This window comes from Tautonia sp. JC769 (genome assembly GCF_040717455.1).
GTDB lineage: Bacteria > Planctomycetota > Planctomycetia > Isosphaerales > Isosphaeraceae > Tautonia.
On the sequence record NZ_JBFEFH010000024.1, the window covers coordinates 36,367 to 59,025 of the forward strand.

22 protein-coding genes are annotated in these 22,659 nt (G+C 69.4%); 9 read left to right on the top strand and 13 right to left on the bottom strand.

Features of this window, described 5'->3' with window-relative positions; genetic code table 11:
* Window positions 1–11: 11 nt before the first annotated feature.
* Window positions 12–1,082, bottom strand: a complete 1,071-nt coding sequence (locus tag AB1L88_RS20525) for an FAD:protein FMN transferase (protein ID WP_367098563.1) — start codon at window positions 1,080–1,082, stop codon at window positions 12–14.
* Between the two features lie 141 nt (window positions 1,083–1,223).
* Here AB1L88_RS20525 and AB1L88_RS20530 point away from each other — a divergent pair, with 141 nt between their 5' ends.
* From AB1L88_RS20530 to AB1L88_RS20545, 4 genes are all read left to right on the top strand, one after another.
* Window positions 1,224–2,285, top strand: a complete 1,062-nt coding sequence (locus AB1L88_RS20530; protein WP_367098564.1) for a formylglycine-generating enzyme family protein — start codon at window positions 1,224–1,226, stop codon at window positions 2,283–2,285.
* A gap of 476 nt (window positions 2,286–2,761) precedes the next feature.
* Window positions 2,762–4,045: a Gfo/Idh/MocA family oxidoreductase gene (locus AB1L88_RS20535; protein ID WP_367098565.1), complete on the top strand. Its 1,284-nt coding sequence runs from the start codon at window positions 2,762–2,764 to the stop codon at window positions 4,043–4,045.
* Between the two features lie 162 nt (window positions 4,046–4,207).
* On the top strand, window positions 4,208–4,417 hold the full coding sequence (locus AB1L88_RS20540; RefSeq protein WP_367098566.1) for a hypothetical protein: 210 nt from the start codon (window positions 4,208–4,210) through the stop codon (window positions 4,415–4,417).
* A gap of 201 nt (window positions 4,418–4,618) precedes the next feature.
* Entirely contained in the window at window positions 4,619–4,843 is a 225-nt protein-coding gene (locus AB1L88_RS20545) for a hypothetical protein (protein WP_367098567.1), read from the top strand.
* 175 nt (window positions 4,844–5,018) lie between these two features.
* On the opposite strand, the gene AB1L88_RS20550 is transcribed toward AB1L88_RS20545, so the two are convergent.
* From AB1L88_RS20550 to AB1L88_RS20570, 5 genes are read right to left on the bottom strand one after another with little or no spacing between them, the layout of a single operon-like run.
* Entirely contained in the window at window positions 5,019–5,774 is a 756-nt protein-coding gene (locus AB1L88_RS20550) for a lysophospholipid acyltransferase family protein (RefSeq protein WP_367098568.1), read from the bottom strand.
* 3 nt (window positions 5,775–5,777) lie between these two features.
* Window positions 5,778–6,782 (bottom strand): phosphatidate cytidylyltransferase, encoded by a 1,005-nt coding sequence (locus tag AB1L88_RS20555; RefSeq protein ID WP_367098569.1) that lies wholly within the window; start codon window positions 6,780–6,782, stop codon window positions 5,778–5,780.
* Window positions 6,779–7,480 (bottom strand): CDP-alcohol phosphatidyltransferase family protein, encoded by a 702-nt coding sequence (locus AB1L88_RS20560; RefSeq protein ID WP_367098624.1) that lies wholly within the window; start codon window positions 7,478–7,480, stop codon window positions 6,779–6,781. Before AB1L88_RS20560 ends, AB1L88_RS20555 begins: the two co-directional genes overlap by 4 nt.
* Window positions 7,481–7,485: 5 nt before the next feature.
* Complete coding sequence (locus tag AB1L88_RS20565) at window positions 7,486–7,833, bottom strand: hypothetical protein (RefSeq protein WP_367098570.1); 348 nt, start codon at window positions 7,831–7,833, stop codon at window positions 7,486–7,488.
* Between the two features lie 25 nt (window positions 7,834–7,858).
* Complete coding sequence (locus AB1L88_RS20570) at window positions 7,859–8,725, bottom strand: carbon-nitrogen hydrolase family protein (protein ID WP_367098571.1); 867 nt, start codon at window positions 8,723–8,725, stop codon at window positions 7,859–7,861.
* Between the two features lie 426 nt (window positions 8,726–9,151).
* Here AB1L88_RS20570 and hpnC point away from each other — a divergent pair, with 426 nt between their 5' ends.
* The 4 genes from hpnC to AB1L88_RS20590 all read left to right on the top strand — a co-directional run bounded on the left by hpnC (window position 9,152) and on the right by AB1L88_RS20590 (window position 13,449).
* A complete protein-coding gene (gene hpnC / locus AB1L88_RS20575; protein ID WP_367098572.1) occupies window positions 9,152–10,162 on the top strand; it encodes a squalene synthase HpnC in 1,011 nt (336 codons plus the stop codon).
* On the top strand, window positions 10,159–11,055 hold the full coding sequence (locus AB1L88_RS20580; protein WP_367098573.1) for a phytoene/squalene synthase family protein: 897 nt from the start codon (window positions 10,159–10,161) through the stop codon (window positions 11,053–11,055). The genes hpnC and AB1L88_RS20580 overlap by 4 nt, the downstream gene beginning before the upstream one ends.
* Entirely contained in the window at window positions 11,052–12,587 is a 1,536-nt protein-coding gene (gene hpnE / locus AB1L88_RS20585) for a hydroxysqualene dehydroxylase HpnE (protein ID WP_367098574.1), read from the top strand. The genes AB1L88_RS20580 and hpnE overlap by 4 nt, the downstream gene beginning before the upstream one ends.
* 190 nt (window positions 12,588–12,777) lie before the next feature.
* Window positions 12,778–13,449 carry a nucleoside monophosphate kinase gene (locus AB1L88_RS20590; protein ID WP_367098575.1) on the top strand — a complete coding sequence of 224 codons (672 nt, stop codon included), beginning with the start codon at window positions 12,778–12,780 and terminating at the stop codon, window positions 13,447–13,449.
* 216 nt (window positions 13,450–13,665) lie between these two features.
* Here AB1L88_RS20590 and AB1L88_RS20595 read toward each other — a convergent pair whose 3' ends face one another.
* The 4 genes from AB1L88_RS20595 to AB1L88_RS20610 all read right to left on the bottom strand — a co-directional run bounded on the left by AB1L88_RS20595 (window position 13,666) and on the right by AB1L88_RS20610 (window position 16,320).
* Window positions 13,666–14,043, bottom strand: coding sequence for a hypothetical protein (locus AB1L88_RS20595; RefSeq protein WP_367098576.1), 378 nt, complete (start codon window positions 14,041–14,043; stop codon window positions 13,666–13,668).
* A 62-nt stretch (window positions 14,044–14,105) separates the two neighbouring features.
* A complete protein-coding gene (locus AB1L88_RS20600; protein ID WP_367098577.1) occupies window positions 14,106–14,780 on the bottom strand; it encodes a DNA alkylation repair protein in 675 nt (224 codons plus the stop codon).
* A 168-nt stretch (window positions 14,781–14,948) separates the two neighbouring features.
* Window positions 14,949–15,713 carry a hypothetical protein gene (locus AB1L88_RS20605; RefSeq protein ID WP_367098578.1) on the bottom strand — a complete coding sequence of 255 codons (765 nt, stop codon included), beginning with the start codon at window positions 15,711–15,713 and terminating at the stop codon, window positions 14,949–14,951.
* 214 nt (window positions 15,714–15,927) lie between these two features.
* Entirely contained in the window at window positions 15,928–16,320 is a 393-nt protein-coding gene (locus tag AB1L88_RS20610) for a hypothetical protein (RefSeq protein ID WP_367098579.1), read from the bottom strand.
* Window positions 16,321–16,734: 414 nt separating this feature from the next.
* On the opposite strand from AB1L88_RS20610, the gene AB1L88_RS20615 reads away from it, so the two are divergent.
* Window positions 16,735–17,865 (top strand): hypothetical protein, encoded by a 1,131-nt coding sequence (locus AB1L88_RS20615; RefSeq protein WP_367098580.1) that lies wholly within the window; start codon window positions 16,735–16,737, stop codon window positions 17,863–17,865.
* Window positions 17,866–18,549: 684 nt separating this feature from the next.
* On the opposite strand, the gene AB1L88_RS20620 is transcribed toward AB1L88_RS20615, so the two are convergent.
* Genes AB1L88_RS20620 through AB1L88_RS20630 form a run of 3 tightly spaced genes read right to left on the bottom strand, consistent with a single transcriptional unit; the run spans window position 18,550 to window position 22,511 of the window.
* Window positions 18,550–20,649 carry a CocE/NonD family hydrolase gene (locus tag AB1L88_RS20620; protein ID WP_367098581.1) on the bottom strand — a complete coding sequence of 700 codons (2,100 nt, stop codon included), beginning with the start codon at window positions 20,647–20,649 and terminating at the stop codon, window positions 18,550–18,552.
* A 51-nt stretch (window positions 20,650–20,700) separates the two neighbouring features.
* On the bottom strand, window positions 20,701–21,612 hold the full coding sequence (locus AB1L88_RS20625) for an ABC transporter permease subunit (RefSeq protein ID WP_367098582.1): 912 nt from the start codon (window positions 21,610–21,612) through the stop codon (window positions 20,701–20,703).
* Window positions 21,612–22,511 (bottom strand): ABC transporter ATP-binding protein, encoded by a 900-nt coding sequence (locus AB1L88_RS20630; protein WP_367098583.1) that lies wholly within the window; start codon window positions 22,509–22,511, stop codon window positions 21,612–21,614. Before AB1L88_RS20630 ends, AB1L88_RS20625 begins: the two co-directional genes overlap by 1 nt.
* Window positions 22,512–22,659 lie beyond the last annotated feature (148 nt).

Genomic DNA, 22,659 nt, shown 5'->3' on the forward strand with positions numbered 1-22,659 from the left:
GGTGCCGCGATTCAAGACTCCGGCGGCCCGAGGCTCGGAACCGGCTCGTCCCCCTCGGCGGGCCCTGTCAGCCACCGATCGAACCCCGGCGTCCGGCGAATCTCATACTGATTCTGCCCGGGCTCGATGGCGACGATCAACGCCTCGGCCCCCTCGGTATCCTCGGCCAGGGCCAGCCCCCGGTCCGGCCCCAGCACCGAGATGGCCGTCGCCAGGCTGTCGGAGGTCGTCCCGTCCGGTGCCACGACCGTGACACTGCTGCGGCCGGTCAGCCCCAGCCCGGTCCTCGGATCAACGATGTGAGAGTAACGCACCCCCTCGATCTCGACGAACCGCTCGGCGTCCCCCGAGGTCGAGACCGCCTGATTGCGCAGGCAGAGCATCCGCCGCTCCCCCGCCTCGGCGTCGGCCGAGGCGATCCCGACCCGCCAGCCCGGCCGACCCGGGGGCGGGTCCCCGACCACGATGTCCCCCGCCCCGGCCACCAGCGCCCGGGTGATGCCCGCCCCCCGCAGCTCGGCCAGCGCGGCGTCGCTCGCGTACCCCTTGGCGATTCCGCCGACGTCGAGCCGCATGCCCGGCCGGGCCAGGCGGACCGTCCTCGCCTGGGCGTCGAGTTCCAGATCCCGCCAGCCGACCCGGCTCAATGCCTCGTCCAGTTGCGATCGGCTCGGCAGCTCCCGGTTCCGCCGGGCCCGCCTCCAGAGCTTCACGACCGGGTTGATCGTCACGTCGAAGGCCCCGTCGGTCCGCCCCGACAGCTCCCGAGACCGCGCCAGCACCTCGAACAATTCCGGGCTGACCGGCACCGGATCCCCCCCGGCCCGGTCGCTCAGGCGCATCAGCTCGCTGTCGGGCTTGTAATCGCTCAGGGTCGCGTCAAGCAAGGCAATCCGCGCAAACGCGGCGCGTGCCGCGCCGCTGGCGAGTTCCTCGTCGTTGCAGTAGATTAGAAGCCTGAACGCGCTCCCCATGTGGGTCTCCTGGAACTCAAAGCGTTTGAGTCCCCCGCCCGCCCGGTCCTCGCCGACCGTCGGGCCTGCCCCCACGAGCAGGAGCACCGCGAGCAGTCCCACGCTCATCCGCCGACCTCCCCGCGGCCCGGTTGCCATCGACGTCGATCCCGATTCGATCGCACCGAGCCCCGTCCCGTGTGTTCCGGATGGGTTGAGTTCGCGCCGCCTCCGGCCGTTTCCCGTCCGCCTTGAGGAGTCCATCCTACGATGATCATCCCCCTGTCGCACGGCAGGACTGGCATTCTCGCCGTCGCCTGCGCCCTGCTGGCCCTCCCCGCCGCCCCCTCCCAGGGGCAAGACGCCAAGACCCCGGAGGAGATGAAGCCCTACACCGAGACGATCGCCGGCACCGACATCACCTTCGAGATGGTCCCGATCCCCGGCGGCACCTTCCAGATGGGCAGCCCCGACGACGAGGCCGACCGCTCCGAGCACGAAGGCCCCCAGCACCCGGTCACCGTCGCCCCCTTCTGGATGGGCAAGCACGAGGTCACCTGGGACGAGTACGACGAGTTCGCCTTCAGCTTCGACCTCCGCCGCAAGGAACGCGAGGGCGTCGAGCGCGACGCCCAGCCCGAGGGGGAGCAGCAGGCCGACGCCGTTACCCGCCCCACCCCCCCCTACGCCGACGAGACCTTCGGCCTCGGCCGCGAAGGCCAGCCGGTCATCTGCATCACCCTGCACTCGGCCATGGAATACTGCCGGTGGCTCTCGGCCAAGACCGGCCACACCTACCGCCTGCCCACCGAGGCCGAGTGGGAATACGCCGCCCGCGCCGGCACCACCACCGCCTACCACTTCGGCGACGACCCGGCCGACCTCGAGGAATACGACTGGTTCTTCGAGAACTGCGAGGGCCCCCAGCCCGTCGGCCAGCTCAAGCCGAACCCCTGGGGCCTCTACGACATGCACGGCAACGTCGCCGAGTGGGTGCTGGACCACTACGTCGAAGACATCTATAGTCAGAGGTCGCAAGACACTCCGACCGTCCGACCGGTGGTCGTGCCGGACGCGTTCGAGTACCCCTACATCGCTCGGGGAGGCTCGTGGGACTTCGACGCCTACGACTGCCGCAGCGCCTCGCGTCACGTCTCCAATCCCGATTGGAGCGTCCAGGACCCCCAGCGCCCCCAGAGCATCTGGTGGCACACCGACGCCACCTTCGTCGGCTTCCGGGTCGTCCGCGCCTTCGAGGAGCAGCCCGAGCTGGTCGGCTTCAAGTCGCCGATCATCAAGGGCAAGGGCCCCAGGCCCGACGACGCCCCGTGAACCCCTCCCGGGATGCGGAGGCCCCCGCGCGTCCTCCCCCGAGGACTCCCGGCGCGATCCCTGCCCCGACCAGACCCTCGCTCCCAACCCACTCCCCCGCCCTCGGGGAAGTGGGTGCCAGAGCCCTCTCAACCCTCGCCCCCACCGGGGGAGAGGGTGGCCGAAGGCCGGGTGAGGGGGCGATCGGCCGGTTCGCTGGGCCTCGCGATTCGAACCCGGACCCCTCACCTCGGCCCTCTCCCCGCGAGCGGGGAGAGGGGGCCAATTCAACCCTCGCCCCCACCGGGGGAGAGGGTGGCCGAAGGCCGGGTGAGGGGGGCCCCTGCCCGATCGGCCCCGCCGGCACGCGGGTGAACCTCACCTGCTCGACACCCTCCGCGGTGTCGCCCACGCCGCGCGGCCCCGATCCCAGTCGGTAGAACCGTACGTCCTCCTTCTTCGGAACCTCCGTCCCCCCGTCTCGGGAGCTTCGAGCCATGACCGGACCCAAGCCCTCTCGCCGCGTCTTCCTCCGGAACTCGGCCGTCGCCGCGGTCGGCACCGCCTCGCTCGCCTCCGTCCCCAACGCCTTCGCCGCGGGGACCGACTCGATCCGCGTCGGCGTCATCGGCTGCGGCGGACGCGGCACGGGCGCGGCGGAGAACATCTGCGAGGCCGCCGGCCAGGACCACAACGTCACCATCCACGCCCTCGGTGACGTCTTCGAAGGGCAGGCGAATCTCGCCGCCGACCGCCTCTCGAAGAACTCAAAAGTCGGCGAGAAGTTCGACGTCAGCCCCGACCGCGTCTTCTCCGGCTTCGACGCCTACAAGGACGTCATCGACGCCTGCGACCTGATCATCCTCGCCACCCCCCCCGGCTTCCGCCCCCTGCACATCGAGGCCGCCGTCAAGGCCGGCAAGAACATCTTCACCGAGAAGCCGGTCGCCGTCGATGGCACCGGCATCCGCAAGGTCCTCGCCGCCGCCGAGGAGGCCAAGAAGAAGGGCCTCGCCATCGTCGCCGGCACCCAGCGCCGCCACCAGACCGGCTACATCGAGTCGATGGAGAAGATCCGCTCCGGAGAGGCCATCGGCGACGTCATCACCGCCCGCGTCTTCTGGAACCAGGGGAACATCTGGGTCCGTCCCCGCCAGCCGGGCATGGACGACATGGCCTACCAGCTCCACAACTGGTACCACTTCCTCTGGCTCTGCGGCGACCACATCGTCGAGCAGCACGTCCACAACCTCGACGTCGCCCGCTGGGCCTTCGGCGACATGGTCCCCTCCTCCTGCGTCGGCATGGGCGGCCAGCAGGTCAACACCGCCGAGGGCTTCGGCCAGTCGTACGACCACTTCGCCGTCGACTACGCCTTCGAGGACGGCCGACACGTCATGAGCATGTGCCGCCAGATCGACGGCTGCGCCAAGGACGTCTCCGAGTACATCGTCGGCCACAAGGGCACCGCCCACCTCATGCCCGGCAACTACAACCTCGCCGGCCAGCGCCTCCGCTCCCGGGGGGAGGTCAACCCCTACGTCAACGAGCACATCAACCTGCTCAAGTCCATCGCCGAGGGGCAGCCGATCAACGAGCTCGAGCGCGTCGCCCACAGCACCCTCATGGCCATCATGGGGCGCGACTCCGCCTACACCGGCAAGGAGCTGACCTGGGACGAGGCCCTCAACTCCCCCCTCGACACCTTCCCCACCAACCTCGAATGGGGCCCCCGCCCCGACATCGTCATCCCCAAGCCGGGCATCACCGACTACGTCTGATCCCCGGCAGCCTTGACCCATCACCCCGCGACCGTCCCCCGAATGGCCGGTCGCGGGATCCCTTCCCGGTGTCCATCGTGGTCGCCGGGAAGGCGCAAGGGCCTACCAATTCAGCCCCTCTCGGCCCGACCATGATCACGGTACGACGTGAGAGATCCGGCCATGCCCACCGAGACACCCATCGAAGAACGCCTCTCCGCCGTCGAGGCCGCCATCGAGGAGCTGCGTCGCAGGATGCCCGCATCCTCCCCGAACTGGCTGGATCAGGTCGTCGGCTCGCTCAAGGATGAGCCCGCCTTCGACGAAGTCCTCGCGTACGGCCGCGCGTTCCGCGAGGCGGATCGCCCCGGAGTGCAAGGTGATCGTCCGTGACGTACCTGCTCGATACGGACCATATCAGCTTCCTTCAGCGCGAGTCCGGGGCGCAATTCACCGCCCTGGTGTCCCGGATCGCTCGCCACGACCTGACAGACCTGGCGTTTTCGGTCATCAGCTTCCACGAGCAGGCACTGGGCTGTCACTCCTACATCCTCAAGGGCCAGGAGCCCCGAGGACGTCGTTCGGGGCTATGGAATGCTCTCCAGGGTGATCCGCGGGTTCGCCGCTGCACCGGTCCTCTCGTTCGACGAAGCCGCGGCGGAAACCTTCGGCGACCTCTCAGCTCGTCGCCTCCGAGTCGGGACGATGGACCTCCGGATCGCCGCCATCGCCGTCTCGCGGAATCTGGTCCTCCTGACCAGGAACGTCGCCGACTTCGGCAAGATCGCCGAACTCCGGACCGAGGACTGGACGACCTGACGCGACCAATGCTCGAAGCCTCCTGTCAGCTCGCGTCATCCTGGGCCGGATGATCCTGGTCACCCTTGCAGGCCATCGGTCAGCCCCCGAGCCTCGATCCTTCCCATCGTCGTCCTCCTCGTCCTGGCCCATACCGCGGCCGCCCGAACTGGAACGAATGCGGCCCCCGTCGATCTCAATCGGCCGCTTCCGATTTCGATTCCGATACCGCTTCCGCCCCCGGCCCCAATCGCCGCACCGCCGCCTCCGTCTCGGCCGTGATCTGCTGCCACCCGCCGCGGTCATTCGACACCCCGGCGAAATTCAAGGGCGGGCCGATCTCGACCCGGATCCTGCAACGCCTCGGCAGCTTCCTGCCCGGCGGGAACGCGTCGAAACAGCCCGACAACCAGCAGGGCACCACCGGCACGTCCGCCCCGGCCACGATCATCCCCAGCCCCGGCTTGAACGCCATCAAGGCCCCGTCCCGGCTCCGCCCCCCCTCCGGGAAGAGGATGAACACGCAGGGGTCGCCCACCAAGCGCTCCCGCAACTGTTTCAGGGCGTGCGACCCGCAATTCTTCCGCCACATCGGCAAGGCGTTGAGCATGAACGCCGAGAAGGCGCTCGTCACCGGCGTCGTGAAGAAGACGTCCCCCGCGGCGATCGGCAGCAGGCGTCCCCGCAATCGCCAGGGAATCGCCGCGGCCATGGCCAGCGTGTCCAGATGGCTCGTGTGGTTCGCCACCAGCACCAGCGGCGCATCGGCCGGCAGGTGCTCCCGGCCCGTGATCTCCAGCCGGTGCCAGACGGCCAGATAGGTCCGGACGAACAGCCACCAGATTTGGTGCATGACCGTCGAGACCAGGCCGCTCTCGCGATCGAGGCTCGCCCAGCGCCGGCGCGTCTTCAGGTTCAGGTCGCGCGCCGGCTTGTAGCTCCACGAATTCACGGCTCACCCCCCCGTGAAGATGTTCTGCGGCTCTCCCGTCCCGACCCCGACGAAATAATTGAGGTAGTGGAACACCACCGGCGCCACCAGGATCAGGCTGTCGAACCGATCGAGCAGGCCCCCGTGCCCCGGGATCGTCGTGCCCATGTCCTTAAGCCCCAGATCCCGCTTGATCGACGACAGCATCAGGTCCCCCAACTGCCCCACCACGCTGATGAGCATTCCCAGGATCGCCAACTGCGGCCATCCGCCGATCGCCGTCCCCCGGAAGATCGGCGTGCCGATGCCCACCACCAGCAACGTCGTCAGCACGAGCGCCCCCAGGCTCCCCCCGGCCGTCTTGTTCGGGCTGGTGTTCGGCGCCAGCTTCGGCCCGCCGATCGCCTTGCCCGACAGGAAGGCGAACACGTCATTCGCCTCGACCGCCAGAAAGACCAAAATCAGGACCGGCCGATACCCCGGGTCGTTCGTCAAGAACGCGAGATGCCCCAGCCCCGTCCCGAACAGGGTGAAGCCCAGCACCCCCAGCGCCACCCGCTGAATATACCCCTGCGGCCGGTCCGCGGTGATCGCCACCGCCGCCATCAGGCTGATCGACAGCGGCGTCAAGGCCACGAACAACCGATACCAGTTGTCGAGCACCGCAAAATAGATCAGGAAAATCCCCACCACGATCACCGCATTGATCAAATGCTCGCGGAACAATCCCGTCGCCCTGCTGTACTCCCGGCCGCACAAGAGGCCCAAAATCCCGATCCCCATCACCGCCCAGAAGGCCCCCATCAGGATCGGGACCAGGATCAACGGCACCAGGATCAACCACGAGAAATACCGCCGCCACAATTCCGGCCGCATCCCCGGGCCGATCTTCCCCAGCCGATCCAGCCCCAGCAAAATCAACGGCGTCACCAGCAACGCGACCGCCAGGCCGATCGTCACCGCCAGCGTCACCGGGTCGTCGAAGGCGTGCTCATATCCGAACAGCCGATCGCGTGATTCCTGCGTCACGGCCTCGCCTCCTTCACCGTCAGCACCCGGCTAATCCGATTCAGCCGCCGGACCGCCGTGAAGAATGCTCCCACGGCGATGACCCCCAGCGCCGCCGCGGCCAGCCCCCACCGACCACCGGCCCCCCAAACCGGCTGCCACGACGCCGGGGCCAGGCCCAGGTACAGGCCGACGAGGGTCATCACGAACATCCGCTGCTGCTTCGCCATCGGCCCGCAGAATTCCTGCCGCGTCCCCAGCCCCCGGCCCATCACTCGGATGTACGCCGTCGCCATCGCGGCCAGCGCGGCCAGATACCCCAAGGCCGCCACGCCCCCCGCCGCGTACCCGGCCCCGACCAGGATCGCCGTGTCCGAGACCCGATCGGGCACCTCGTTATAGAGCTCGCCCTTCGGCGACGCCGTCCCCGTCTCGATCGCGACCATCCCGTCGAACAGGTTGGCCAGCAGGCGGAGCTGGATCAACGCCGCGGCCCCCAGCCAGGCCGCCCGGGCCGACGGCGGCCCCAGCCAGGGGGTCGCCCCCAGGGCCATCCCCGCCGCCACCCCGCAGATCATCCCCGCCACCGAGATCGCGTTCGGCGACACTCCCCCCCGCGCCAGCCCGTGCGCCATCCGCCGCGAGGCCGACCACTCCCGCGCCCCGATCGGCCGCCGCTCCCCGACCTGATTCGTTCTCGCCTTCGCCCGCTCATCCATCGCGCTCACCGCCCCATCAAGGCCATGCCGACGACCAGACACACCATCCCCAGCATGTGAATCGGCCGGATCGGCGTGCCATCGGCCCACCACGCGATCACCGCCGCCCAGATGAAGGTCGAGGCATAAATCGGGTACAACACGCTCAACGCCCCTCCCCGCTTGAACGCCGCGACGAACAGCACCATCACCGCCACATAGCACGCCACCCCGCCCCAGATCCGCGCATTCACCACATACGACACCACCCCCCCCGTCGCCCGATCCGCCCCCCCTTTGTACAGGAACTGCCCGACCGCCCCCAGCACGGCCGCGACGATGAAGCACGCAACAGAACCCGGTGGCGTCCTCACGATGCCCCTCCCTTTCCCCTCGTGTTCAATCCCGAGAAGATATTACTTCGTGTTTTTGATCGGCCCGTGCCGCAATCGCCCCGTAGTACTCCGGCCTCCGATCGGCGATCCGGTCGATCTCATGGAGGCCCGGCACGCGGACAATGCGCTTCGTCCGCGCCTGGGCCTGGTCGATCTCGGCCATCAGGATCTGCTCGCACTGCCCGTCCCCTCGGGCGAGCACCTGGCCGTTCGGGTCGACGATCGCGCTGCGGCCGATGAACGGGAACCCCCGCTCGCTGCCGACCCGGTTGACGGCCATCACGAACACGGCGTTCTCCATCGCCCGGACGATCGGGAAATGCTCGGCGGTTGGCTCGGCCCGCGTCGGCCAGTTGGTCGGCAAGACGAGCACGTCGGCCCCGAGCAGGGTCATCACCCGCCCCGATTCCGGGAATGAGCCGTCGTAACAGATGTGCATGCCCAGCCGGAGCCCCGCCGCCTCGACCACCCCAAACGGCCGATCCCCCGGGTCGACGAAGCGATCGACCCCCAAATGCGGCAGGTGGATCTTCCGGTACGACGCCACCACCCCCTCCGGCCCGACCAGCGCACACGCATTGAACAGCCGGTCGCCGTCCCGCTCCAGCATCCCGACCACGGCGAAGACGCCCCGCTCGGCACACCGCGCGGCCATCGCCCCCAGGCTCGGCCCGTCGATCGCCTCGGCGGCCGTCATCGCCTCGGCGCGCGACTCGAACACATAGCCGCTCAGCGCACATTCCGGGAACACGACCAGCCGCGCCCCGGCCTCCGCCGCGCGGTCGATCCGATCGAGGATCGCCCCGAGATTCCCCTCCCGATCCCCCAGCTTCACATCCATCTGCACCGCGGCCACGCGCACGGTTTCCATGCCCCGACTCCCCGTTGATTCACGGCCCGCCCGCCCCGCCAATCATCTCAACTCCCGCCAGCCGGGACACTACCACGCCCTCCCCCGCTCGGCCACCCGCCAGCGGCCTCCCCTCCCCTACGCTCCCCCCCCTCCCGTCGGGTGCCGTCGAGTCTTCGAAGACGCACCTCCCCATTCTGATGCCGCCTCGTCCCGATCGAGCCATCGGAGGGGACCTCGCGCAGAGCCGCCGAGTCGCGAAGCAGAGAATTCAACGAGCATGGGACAATCACTCCTCTCTCCTCCCCTCCTCTCTCGCGACTCCGCGTCTCCGCGCGCAATCCCCCTCCCCGCTCCCTTCCGCCCGTGAGAACTGGTCCCCCGCCCGCCTCTCCGCTAAGATGAAGTGCTCCCCGACCACCCCCCTCGTCGATTCCGAGCGTGCCGATGCCGTCATTCGCCGACGATCTCCGCCGGTTCGGGCCCGATGCCCCCGCCCGCGTCTCGCGAGACGAGGCCCTGGCCTACTGCGCCGCGCTCACGAAGTCGCACTACGAGAACTTCAGCGTCGTCACCTGGCTCACCCCCCCGCACCTCGTCCCCGCCTTCCAGGCCATCTACGCCTTCTGCCGCTGGTCCGACGACCTGGGCGACGAGGTCGGCGACCGCGCCCGGTCCACCGAACTGCTCTCCTGGTGGCGCGACGAACTCCGGCAGATGGACGCCGGCACCCCTCGCCATCCCGTCATGATCGCCCTCCGCGACGTGGTCCGGCAATATGCCATCCCGCTCGACCCCTTCGAGGCCCTCATCTCCGCCTTCGAGCAAGACCAGATCATCACTGATTATGATTCTTATGAGCAACTGCTCGACTACTGCTCCCGCTCCGCCAACCCCGTCGGCCACCTGATCCTCTACCTCGGCCGCGTCCACACGCCCGAGCATGTCCGACTGTCCGACGCCACCTGCACCGCCCTGCAACTGGCCAACTTCTGGCAAGACGTCTCCCGGGACCTCGACATCGGCCGCGTCTACCTCCCCCTTGAGGACCGCGAGCGCTTCGGCTACCCCGACGACGACCTCTTCGCCCGCCGCTTCACCCCGGCGTTTGCCCGCTTGCTCGCCTTCGAGGTCGGGCGGACCCGCGAATTGTTCCGCCTCGGCGCCCCCCTGGCCGACGCCCTGCCCGGCCGCCTGGCGGTCGACATCGACCTGTTCACCCGGAGCGGCCTGGCCATCCTCGACCGCATCGAGGCCCAGGGCTTCGACGTCTTCCGCCGCCGCCCGACCGTCGGCAAGGGGGCCAAGCTCGGCCTCTTGCTCCGCGCCCTGCTCGCCCGATCGCTCCGCCCCGGGAAACCCCGCACCACCGCGCCGCCGCACCGGATCCCGGCCCATCGGGCCGACGCCGTCTCCGGTGCTCGTCCCCCCGCAGACCGATCCGAGGCCCGCCCATGACCGACGCACTCGACGCGAGCTACCGATTCTGCGGCGACCTCTCCCGGCGCGAGGCGAAGAATTTCTATTATAGTTTCCTGTTGCTCCCGCCCCGCCTCCGGCGCTCGATGTGCGCCCTCTACGCCTTCCTCCGCCACACCGACGACCTGGCCGACGAGCCCGGCACGATCGACGCCAAGCGCTCCAGCCTCCTCTCCTGGCGGTCCTCCCTCGACCGCGCCCTCGACGGCGACCCGATCGCCTGGCCCGGCCTCCCGGCCCTGGCCGACGCCGTCCACCGCCACGGCATCCCGCCGAAATTCCTCCACGCGGTCATCGACGGCGTCGAGATGGACCTGGAGCCCCGCCCCTTCTCCACCTTTCAAGATTTGCACGGCTATTGCTACCGGGTCGCCTCGGCCGTCGGCCTCTGCTGCATTCATATCTGGGGATACCGTTCCGAAGGCGGCCGCGCCGAGAGGCTGGCCGAGGCCTGCGGCATCGCCCTGCAACTGACCAACATCCTCCGCGACGTCCGCGAGGACGCCGAGCTGGGCCGCGTCTACCTGCCGATGGAAGACCTCGACCGCTTCGGCGTCTCGCCCGACGAGTTCAAGAGCCCCGTCCCCAGCGACCGCCTCCGCCGGCTCCTCGCCTTCGAAGGCCGCCGCGCCTACGACTTTTACGGCGAGGCCAGCCCCCTCATCCGCCTCGTCGCCCCGGTCGGCCGCCCGGTGCTGGCCGCGATCGTCAACATCTACCGCGCTTTGCTCGACGAGATCGCCCGCCGCGACTACGACGTGCTCGCCGCCCGCGTCGCCCTGCCCCCCTGGCGCAAGGCGGCCATCACCGTCGGCGCACTCACCGGACGCCTCGCCCGCCCCGTCCCCCGGCCGGAGGGCCTGATCCCGTGATCGAGACCCAGGACCCCGACTCCCCGGCCACCGGCCCCGACTGGCGTCCCCATCCCCCCCGCGTCGTCATCGTCGGCGGCGGGCTGGCCGGGCTCGCCGCCGCCTCGGCCCTCGTCCGCCGCGGCCTGGACATCACCCTGCTCGAAAGCCGCCCCCGCCTCGGCGGCCGCGCCAGCTCGTTCGTCGATCCCTCCACGACCGAACAGGTCGACAATTGCCAGCACGTCAGCATGGCCTGCTGCACCAACCTCGCCGATTTCTGCAAGCGGGTCGGCACGGCCGACCTCTTCCGCCGCGTGCCCGAGGTCGTCTTCCTCGACGAAGAGGGCCGCACCTCCCCCCTCCGAGCCGGGCTCCTCCCCGCCCCCCTGCACCTGACCGAGAGCTTCCTCCGCGCCCGCTACCTCACCTTCCCCGAGAAGCTCCGCGTCGGCTTCGGCATGGCCTGCCTCCGCCTCGCCCGCCGCGACCGCCCCGGCGAGTCGTTCGAATCCTGGCTCCGCCGCCACGGCCAGACCGACCGCACCATCGAGCGCTTCTGGGGCACCGTCCTCGTCTCGGCCCTCAACGAGCGGCTCGACCGGATGGACGTCGGCCACGCCCGCAAGGTCTTCCTCGACGGCTTCCTCCGCAACCGGACCGGCTTCCAGATGGAGATCCCGACCGTCCCCCTCGGCGAGCTGTACGGCCTGCGCCTCCAGCAATGGCTCGACGCCGAAGGGGTCTCGATCCGCCTCAAGACCGGCGTCCGCTCCCTCACCTTCGACGACGACGGCGTCGCCTCGGGCGTCACGCTCCGATCGGGCGAGCACCTCCCCGCCGATTTCGTCGTCCTGGCCGTCCCGTACGACCGGGTCCGGGGGTTGATCCCCGACGAATCCTCGGCCAGAATCCCCGGCCTCGACGGCGTCTCCCGGATGGAGTCCTCCCCCATCACCGGGGTCCACTTCTGGTTCGACCGCCCCGTCTGTCCCCCCGAGCTTGAGCACGTCGTCACCGTCGGCCGCCTGATCCAGTGGGTGTTCAACCATTCGGCCATCCAGGGACGAGCATCCGAAGACGGCGGCCAGTACCTGCAACTGGTCATCAGCGCCGCCTACGACCTGCTCCCCCTGGACAAAGTCGCCATCCGAGACGCCGTGCTCGCCGACCTCGCCTCCATCTGGCCCGCCGCCCGCGAGGCGACCCTCACCCGCTGGTGGGCCGTCACCGAGCACGGCGCGACCTTCTCCGTCCGGCCCGGCATCGAGTCCCTCCGCCCCCCCCAGCGCACCCCCGTCGACGGCCTCTTCCTCGCCGGCGACTGGACCGACACCGCCTGGCCCGCCACCATGGAAGGGGCCGTCCGCAGCGGCTACCTCGCCGCCGAGGGCATCCTCGCCGACCTCGGCAGCCCGAAACGCCTGGTCCGCCCCGAACTGCCGGTGGCCCCGCTCGCCCGCCTGCTCCTGGGATCGGCTCCCACCCTGACCCGCCCCGATCCTTCGCCGCCGACGACCGCACCCGCACCCGCACCCGCACCCGCCCGCTGAGACCCCCCGAGACCGCCCGGCCGATCGCCTTCCCCCTGCCGATTTCAACCCGCCTCGGGTGGCCCGATTGCAACATCCGGCGACTCCGGCCCCGCTTCTCGGTTAGAATATCGTTTTGACCCGGGCCGCGGGACGCCTCCCGCGGCCCGGGCGCGACTGTTTCCTGGCTTCCTTTCCCCCTTGAGGTCCGATGGCCACCGAGTTCCCCCTCCACGTTGTCGCCTTTGGCCGTCCCGGCAGCGGCAAGAGCAGCGTCGCCGAGCGTCTCGGCGAGGCCCACGGCTTCGCCATGGTCCGCACCGGGGCCCTGCTCCGCGACGCCGTCCGCAAGGGGGACTCCCTCGGCCAGCAGGTCGAATCGCTCCTGAAGGCCGGCCAGCTCGTGCCCGACGACCTCGCCTACGAGGTCCTCGCCCGCGACCTCTCGACCCTCCGCCACGACCGCCTCCTGTTCGACGGCTTCCCCCGGACCCTCGGCCAGGTCCCCCTGCTCGACCGCCTCCAAGAGGCCGTCGGCTTCACCATCGACCGCTTCGTCGAGATCGCCGTCTCCGCCGACGAGGCCCTCAACCGCATGTCCGGCCGCCGCGTCTGCCCGACCTGCGGCGCCACCTACCACCTGGTCAACAACCCCCCGAAGGCCGACGGCGTCTGCGACCACGACGGCGCCTCCCTCGTCCGCCGCTCCGACGACACCCCCGACGTCCTCCGCGTCCGCCAGTCCGTCTACGACGAGCGCACCGGCCCCGTCGTCGACCACTACCGCCGCACCTCCCCCGACCGCTTCCTCCTCATCAACGGCGAGCAATCCTTCGACGCCGTCTCCTCCGACCTCGAACGCGCCCTCGGCCTCGCCCCCTGACAGGTCCCCCCCCTCGCGCAGGAGAGGCCCTCTCACGCGGCCTGCCGAACCGCCCGCACACTCCGACCCTCGCCCCCGTCCTCGGGGGAGAGGGTGGCCGCCAGGCCGGGTGAGGGGGCCACTCCTTACGCAACATAGAAATTATCGAAAAATGACCATGACTTCATTTAATTTTAATGAAAATCTATTGAATTTTGCTATTCAGATATGGAGATTTCACTCGCCGCGTATCCGGCTCCACAGCCAGTATCCCAGCAGTCCGAAGAAGGCGACGCGCACCGCGACACTCTGCCAAGAATACCCCAGCTTCCCCTTCTCCCTGCGGACCGGGAACGGCAGCTCCCGCCCCCAGTACCGCCCCCAGTTCAGGCCGAACTGATAAATGACGCCCCGCGTCCGCACCATCAGCACATATCCGGGAATGAACGCCTGGCTGACGCTGTAGAGGACCGCCTCCTCGATCTCCTGATAGGGGATCACCCAGTCGCCGCACGCGAGCGCATCCTCACGCACCTCCAGGATCCCGCGACGCGACACCGCCCAGTTCAGGGACCGGCGCACGCCCTCCCCCTCGGCGGTCGTCGCCTTCGTCATGCACCGGTGCAACACCTTCGACACGGCTCAAGCCCTCCCCGCCAGCCCACCGTCAGAACCCCTCACTCCCCCCGCTCCGCCCGACTCACCATCTCCTCGATCCAGATCGGCGCGAACGGCGACGTGCACCCCTTCGGCACCGGATAATCCCGATAGATCCCCAGCCGCTCGCCGACCGCGACGGCCCGCTCGCGCAGTTCCGGCACATGAATGCCGATCCCCGCCAGGCAGAAATTCATCGTCCACTGCACCTCCGGCGCGGCGTCCGCCATCTCGGCATCGATCCGATCCAGCAGCCCCGGCAGATCCAGCCCGTCCCGCTCCTTGCCGATCCGCTCCGAGGTCAGGCTCCACCCCGCCCTCGCCGCCCAGGGGTCCCCATCGGCCATCCACGCCCGGCGGAGCTGCTCCCTGTCCGGGTGCTTCTTCACGACATACGCGGTCAGCCAGTCCGCCACCTGGGCAAAGTCGACCGACCGCACCAGCCGATCCACCTCCTCGGCCGGCAGGTCCTTCGGCCTCATCAGCAAGATGGCCAGCAGCCGGGCCTCGATGTTCCCCGTCTCCCAAAGCTCCATCGCCAACCCGTGGTCGGCCTTGATCTCCTTCGCCACCTTCCTGATGTCGCCCAGCCGCACCCCGAACTGATTCTCCCCCGCGCCGTTCTTCCGGTTCTGCGCGCGCATCCGATCGTTGCCGAGCGCCTCGAGCCGCGCCATCGTGTGTTCAAGCGTCATGAACGGACACCCCTCAAGAATCGACAGATACGCACGCGATTGCGCGCGAGCCACGACCCGGACGATCGCCGGTCGATCGTCCCTCGTGCCCCCGGGGCTCCTCCCGGCCCTGCACGCCATCGCCGTCGACCGGCCCTCGGACCCGCCTCCGCGGATGGCACCCTCGCATCAGACCTCGTACCCCGGGAACCAGAAGGCAACCGCCTCCTCATTCACCCCCGATTCTCCGTCCCAGAAACAGGCAGGGAAGCGCCACTCCCTGGCGGAACCGCGGGCCGGGAGCGGGCGGTTCATCTGATCGACGAACCGCCCTCGCATCGGCTCATGCCCACGGCCCCCGAGGATATCACAATACCCCAGGATTTCGAGGACGTGCTGCCGGTCGTATTTGTCCCCCTTCACCCAACCCGTCGCGCACTTCTGCAGGTCGGTCAGCCTGGCATGGCCCGGGAGGCCCCGGATCGCGTCCAGGAGTGCGCGGAAGTTCGCCCGTTCCGACTCCGACGGTTCGGGGATCGCGCCCGCATTCAGGCGGAATCGCGACAGGTCGAACGCCGCGTAATCGGCCCGGTCGTGGTAAACGTAAGGCTTCCAGAGCCGCCGGTGGCCGAGCCTCACCAAATGGCGCAGGTCGATCGTGCCGACCCCCGGCAACCCTGCCATCCCGCCGCTCACGATCGCCTCACGATTGGATTCGTCCAACGCGAAGAAGCTCGCATAACTACCGAGCGCCGACCGGTAGTCGTACCGCCCCCCGACGACCCCCACCACGAACGCATCCGCCAGCAATTCCCGCCGGCACCGCCCCTTCTCGGCCAGCAACCAATCGACGATCCGCTCGGCGTCCAGGGCCTCGACGTCCGGCAGGACCCCCGCCTCGACGAGGTGGGCGACCTCCGAATCGGGAATCCGCGCTCCCCCGTCAGCCGGCATCCCCTCTCGCCGATCGAAGTCCATACTCGCGCTGAACAGCGCCGTGATCGAGCGGAGATCGATCCCGTAACACTCCGCGAGTTTCGCGAGCCTGCGCTTCGACGTCGGTTTGGAGTTCCTCCTCCAGAACGACGCTTCCGCCGGTGTCAGATCCGTGGAATCATTCATCGGAAATCGGACGTTTCAAATCAAGACGTCTGAGGGAATGCCCCCTTCATGAGAGTGCGTGTCCGAGCGACACGATCCCACCCCCGAACCACACGATCACCCCGACCATCCAGGCGACGAGGCGCAGGGCGAGCAGCCCGACACCCCTGGCCGGTACGACGACCTGGACCACCGCCGCGGCCACCAGCGCCGACAGACAGTACGGCAGCAGCGAGAGCGAAACCTCGAGGCAGCACCCCTGGGAAAACCCCCGGCTGATCGCCCCCGACATCGGCCCCAGCACGCTCCCCACCGTGGTGGCCGCGACCACCCCGGGATGCCTCTCGGCGTTGTCCAGGTGCGTGCGCACGATCTGGAGTGTCAGGGCCGCGAACCCGAGCCAGGCCCCCAGGAAGATGCCGAGATGCCATCGCGAGAAGGCCTTCGCGATCCCCGGCATCCCACCCCGATCCCACGCGTTTCTCGCCTCGACACCCATGGAAGACCCCCGCTGGAACGCCCGCCTCACCCCCAAACTCATCGAAACGGCCCGGCGAGTCAAGCTTCGATCATCCCAGGAGCCCCCGGCGCATCCCGTCGCCGTTTCCCGATGTCACAAACGCAAACAAGAATATTTTTTGAATTGCATTCCGAATGCGTCCCAGCTCGTCCTCGCCGTCAAGCGAGTGACCCATCCCCCTCCTCTCCTCCCATCCCTGGCCCATCCGTGGCCGATAACTCCCTGTTTTTCTATTTTTCCCGGAAATTGTGCTTAAGCCTCCCGTTCGCCCCGATGATTTCAGGATGAGCCCGCGCCCGGTCGCTCCGCATCCCCTTGCACCTTGCACCACCCCATCGAGGCGAATCGACTTCCATGAACCCGCACCCGTTCCCCGCCGACCCCTCCTCCAACGCCACCACCCACGGCCTCACGGCCAAACGCCCCCTCGACGCCGAGGAGCGCGAGCGCATGGAAGTCATCGTCGCCTCCTGGACGAGCAAGTCCATGCCCGAGACGCCCCCCGAGGAGGCCCTCATCGCCTCCGCCGCCATCGAGTACGTCCGTTATTTACGCTGCGTCGAGGCCGAGGAATCCCGCCTCAAGCCCGGCCGGCAACAGGCCCTGAGCGACTGGCGCGAGCGTAAGCAGCACGCCGTCCGCCGCCGCGCCCAGGACCTCAAACGCGAACCCGAGGCCGTCATCGCCGACCTGCACGAGACCGCCTTCGGCATCGACTGGATGCTCCGCCACTGGCGGCACCTCCGCGCCCGGCTCGACTCCCCCAGGCCCTGGACCGCCCAGGACCTGCTCAGCGCCATGAATTTACTTGGCCATGAGCCCTCGCCCCCGCTCGACCGCACCAGCCCCGCCGGCCTCGTCTGGTGCCTGACCGCCGCCTCGTTCCCGAAACTCTTCCAGCCCGCGACCGAGACCCCCGGCAACCCCTCCGCCCTCGACCAGCTCCGCTCCCTGCTCGACGACCAGATCGCCCGCCTCGAAACCCTCCGCCCGATCGTCTGGGACGACATCGACGCCCCGGAGGCCGTCGCCGTCGAGACCGCCTCGATGGTCGACACCTCGAAGGACGGCCAGCTCCGCCAACGCTACCGCCGCGAGGCCTTCCGCGACTTCCACAAATCGTTGCACGCGCTCGACCGCCTCCGCGCCGAGCGTTCCAAGGCCCATGCCCGCGAGGCGAAGCTGATGGACGCCTCCGCCTCCCGCCGCTCCGAGGCCCCCGCCTACGTCCCCCCGCCCCCCGAATCCCGAAACGGCCCCCCTCCCGGCCCCGATTCCTCGCCCGAAGATCGCCGTAACCCTCAGGCGGCCAACGCGATCCGCAACACCCCCGCCGAGCCTTCGACCACCCCCGCCGAGCGCACCAACCAGCGCACCGGCGAGCGCACCGAGACTCACCCCGGCCTCCCCGGTACCTCTTCCGGATCGATCGGGCGCCCGGCTCGGCCGATCAATCACCCCGACGACCTCCCGGGCGACCGATAAGCCACGCCCGCAAGGCCCCTCCTCCGGCCCTCCCCTTCGCGAGCCGATCGCCGTCCGATCGGTCCGCCGTCCGCGCGCCCGATCCCTGCCGAACCTCCCCGCTCCCCCGTCCCGGACTCCGGCCCTGGCACGGCGAGACGACGCAGGGCAAGGCCACCCCCCTTGCTGCTCGCTCTTTGACATCCCGTCCCGCAGACCGTAGCAAAGGCCCTGCCCGATCGCTCCGCTGCCTGATCACCCCAGCGGGGCACCGCTGCGCGTGCCTGCCCGGCCCCCGTCCTCGCCTCGCACTCGCCTCCCGGGGCGAGAGCACGCGCACCCTGCCCCTCTCCCCGGATTGGATCGAGGAAGAGGGGCACCGCCAGGCCGGGTGATGGGGGCCGTCGGCCGGCTCGCCAGGCCCCGCGACCCCCTCACCCCGGCCCTCTCTCCGCGTGCGGGGAGAAGGGGCGAATTCAACCCTCGCCCCCATTTGGGGGAGAGGGTGGCCGCAGGCCGGGTGAGGGGGTTCCCTGCTCGAACGTCACGCCTTGCGATTCGAACGAGGCCCCCACATCCCAGCCCTGCCCCGCTCGCCGGGCGAGCGCGACCGCCAGGCCGGATGAAGGAGCCGATCAGCGAGCGAACCGCGACGAATGCGCATGCTTCGATGGAATGGCCGCGCCCCGAAGGCCCGATCCGGGATCAGTCCACCACCTTCGGCCACTCCCCGTCGTGACCGAGCGCCTCGGCCAGTTCCGAGGCCCATTCGTACGCCGCCGGGTCCGTTTCCCCGTCGACCGTCACTGGCCTCGGGTAGAGCAGGCCAAGCGCCTGCGACGGCTCCAGGATCCGATCGAGGTTCAGGAAGATCGGCCCCTCGCGATAAGAGGCCGGTAAGGTGCGGAGCCGGACGTGCGCGACGTCTGGCTCGAAGACCGACGCCCAGAGGGCGATCGGGGCCTCGGCATGTGCGGCGGTCAGGTGGACCGGCACCCCGGCCAGCCCGGGAAGCTCGCCGACGGCGGCGATTGCCCGGCGGAGGTCCCAGACGCGCATGCCGTCGAGCGTTTGGCCGATCAGGGCGAAACGGCGGCGAATGTGGGTTTCCTTCGCCTCGGGCCAGGCGGTCGTCCCGGTCCCCCTCGGGCAGACGAGGAAGATCGGGGCGGTCGGATCCTCCTCCCCGGCAATGAGCCGGTAATGGGAGAGCCAGTCGGCAGGTTCCATCGACCCTTCGGGCACGTCTTCCCCTTCCGTCACCGGCCCAAGGGCGGCGACCATCGGCCGGGCCAGTTCGTCGGGGAGCACGACGAGGTTGACCCGGCTCGGCTGCTCACGGCCGCTCTCGTCGCTCAACATCCAGAGGTCGAGCCGGACGCCATCTTGCGAGGTGAAGGCGATCCGTCGGATCATCACCCCGTCCCGCTCGGCCGCGGAAACCTGCTTCTCCTCCAGCGGTGTGACCTCCTCCTCGGAGGGCCAGCCGCCGAAGACCTCCGACCGCAGTTGATCGAGCCATGCCGACCTGAGCGACTCCCACTCCTCGGCCGAGTCGGGCACGGGGCCGGCCGACGCCTCCGGCACGAACGTCTCGTCGATCCGGGCATTGAGGGCGTCGGCGGGGATCGGCTCGTCGACGTCGAGCACCTTCAGCTCCTCGATCGGGACCTTCCGATCCGGCTCCTCGATGTCGCTCGGGTCGGTCGGCTCCCCCTTGAGCCACGTGTTCATGAAAGCGAACGACGGGTGGCGAATCTCGACCGTGTCCTTGTGGCCCCCCTCGCCGATCACCAGGCCGAGCCGGTCCGAGGCGTCGTACCACTCATAGACGGTTTCAAGCGTGTCGTAGATCCGGCGGATGCCCGGGACGGGGAAGATCGGGTCGGCGTCGGTGTTCTCGATCAGCAACGCCTTGGGGGCCACCAGCGCGGCCAGGACGTCGAAGTCCCAGGCATCGGTGTTGACCATGTACATGCAGTCGCAATGCCCCTCGATCACCCCGTTCGGATGGGCGCCGGTCGGCCCGCCTTTGAGCAGGTGGTCCTTCAGGTCGGTGATCCCGGCCACCGGGATGACGGCCGAGAGCCGGTCGTCCACCGCCCCCATGTACCAGGAGATCGCCCCGCCCCCCGACCGGCCGGTCACGCCCAGGCGATCCGGGTCGACCTCGGGCCGCGATTGCAGGTAGTCCAGCCCCCGGATGCCGTTCCAGACCTCAATTCCCGCCGGCGTGTACCCGCGGCCTTGCCACCACCACTTCCCCTCGCGATAGGTCCCGTGATGCAGGCCCGGAATCTCGCCCAGTTGCAACGTATCGACCAGCAAGCACACGTAGCCGTTGGCCGCGTACCAGGCCGCATGGTGCTGGTAGTGGGCCTTGCAGCCGTAGATCACCCCGTCCCGGACCACGTTCGCATGGCCGCACACATAGAGGATCGCCGGCAACGGCCCCGTGACCTCCTTCGGCCGGTACAGGTTGGCCGTGACGTAGAGGCCCGGCGACGACTGGTAGAGGATCCGCTCGACCACGAAGTCGGGACGCTCGACGATCCCCCGGACCTCGACCTTCAGGTCGGTCCGCTCGGGCATCGGGTCGAGCCCGAGCATCGACATCAGCCGCGCTTGCAACTCCGGTCGGCGGGCCTTCCAGGTCTCCGCGTCGTCGATCCCGAGCAGCGGCTCGGCCGTGATCCGCTCGACCTCGGCCGAGAAGTACCCGGCCAGCGGTTGCTCCTGGCCTCGAACCGCTCCCGGCATTCCGAACAGCAGCGCAATCAAAAGGGTAAGCAGATGTCGAATCATGGTTGCGGTCCTCGGGGGGCCTTCGGGGAGGGAGGTTGCCGGGGACCCATCTTAGCCGCTGTTGCTCGGCAGATCCCGCCTCAAGAAGATGAGAAACGAGGCGATCGAGCCCACGGCAAACACCCCGCCGAGGGTCGCCAGGTCCATCCACTGCTCCCGGGTCGGGTCGAGCGTGTTGGCGACCGGCGCGTAGAACTCGAAGACCGAGAGGTTCGCCACCCAGTCGTATTCCTCGTACTGCCGGGCGAAGATCATCCCCGCGATCCCGGCCAGGGTGATCGCCAGGCCGATGATCCCGGACCGGGCCCGCGACAGGCTCCCCGACGAGATCGGCAGGGTGTACCCGAAGACCGCCATGCCCAGCGCGACCAGCGACCCGACCATCGGCAGGTACTCGAGCGGCGGGGGCGTCCCGTTGAGCCGGAAGATGAAGCGGGCCGACGCCAGGTGCCCGGCGGTGATCGCCAGGCCGAGCAGGGCGAAGACGATCAGGGTGGCCAGGATCTGCGCGGCCAGGAACGTCGACCGGCGGACCGGCCGCGAGAGGGTCAGGTCGAGCGTCCCCCGCTCCACCTCCCCGGCCACGGCGGCCGAGGCCCGCGAGATCGCCCAGCCGAGCAAGGCCAGGAAGACGAGCGGGTGGTTGGCGATCGCCGCCTGCATGGCCAGCGTCGGCGTCTCGCCCGGGGCGATGCCGAGCATCTGCTCGGCCGGCACCCCGAAGAAGACGTAGATCTGCGGGCCGGCGCGGCCCCGACGACGCTCGCGCCGGGGCTCCTCCCGCTCCGTCCCTTCGGAGTCGGCCGAGGCCGACGGGGTCGGCTCGTCGGCGTCGCTCGGGAACTGGAACTCCGACATCCCCCAGTTCCAGAGCAGGGCCAGGCCGAAGAAGCCGAGCGTCGAGATGAGCAAGGACCCTCGGGTCTCGCCGAGCAGTTTGCGGACGATCGTCAGCAGGGCCATCAGCGGTCCTCGGGATCGGGCTCGGGATTCGGGCCGTGGTATCGGTCGTACAGGGCGCGCAGGTCCTCGGTGCCGATGGCCAGGTCGGCCACCGGTTGCGACGCCAGCCAGCCGAGCAAGGGCCCGGCCGCCCCCCGGTGTTCGAGCAGCAGGACCTCGCCGTTGCGTTCCCGGGCCGAGAGTTCCAGCTCCTCGGGGAAGGTGCTCGGAGGAGTCCCCTGGAACCGGACCAGCAGCAGGCGGAGGTTCCGTCGGCGTTCGTGCATGTCTTCCACGTGCATCAAGCGCCCGCGACGCATGATCGCCACCCGGTCGGCTACCTGCTCGACCTCGGTCAGCACGTGGCCGGAGAAGATGACGGTCTGCCCCTGTGCTCGGGCCTCGGCCACCAGGCGGAGCACGTCGTTGCGGGCCGACGGGTCGAGGGCCGAGGTCGGCTCGTCGAGGATCAGGATGTCGACCGGATCGGCGAAGGCCTGCGCCAGGGCGAGCTTCTGCTTCATGCCGGTCGAGAACGTCCGGACCTTGCGCCGCAGGTCGAGGCCCATCACCCGCTCGGCCAGCGCCACGGCGCGGTCCATGCCGCCCCCGCCGCGGAGGTCGTTCAGGTAGCGGAGCAGTTGATACCCCCGGACCGAGCCCGGCAGGCGGACCTCCCCGGGCAGGTAGGAGATGCGGCGGCGGACCTCCAGGCTGTGCCGCCAGGAGTCGAACCCGTCGACGCTGGCCGTCCCCGACGTCGGCCGCAAGAGGCCGAGCAGGAGCCGGATCGTCGTCGTCTTGCCCGAGCCGTTCGGCCCGAGCAAACCGTAGACCTCCCCGCGACGGACCTCCATCGACACCTTCGAGAGCGCCGGGAAAGACCCGTAATGCTTCGTCAAACCGTTGGTGAGAATCATCCCCTGGTTGCACCCCTCGATGTCCGAAGCGTCGATCGCCCTGTCAGGGATACCCGGCTCGGTTTCACTCCGGGGCGCCCCTCACGGGCGATTGCGCGCCCCCGGCCCCTCAACGGACGCGGGGCGAGGCCTCGCCCGCTGCTCGCCG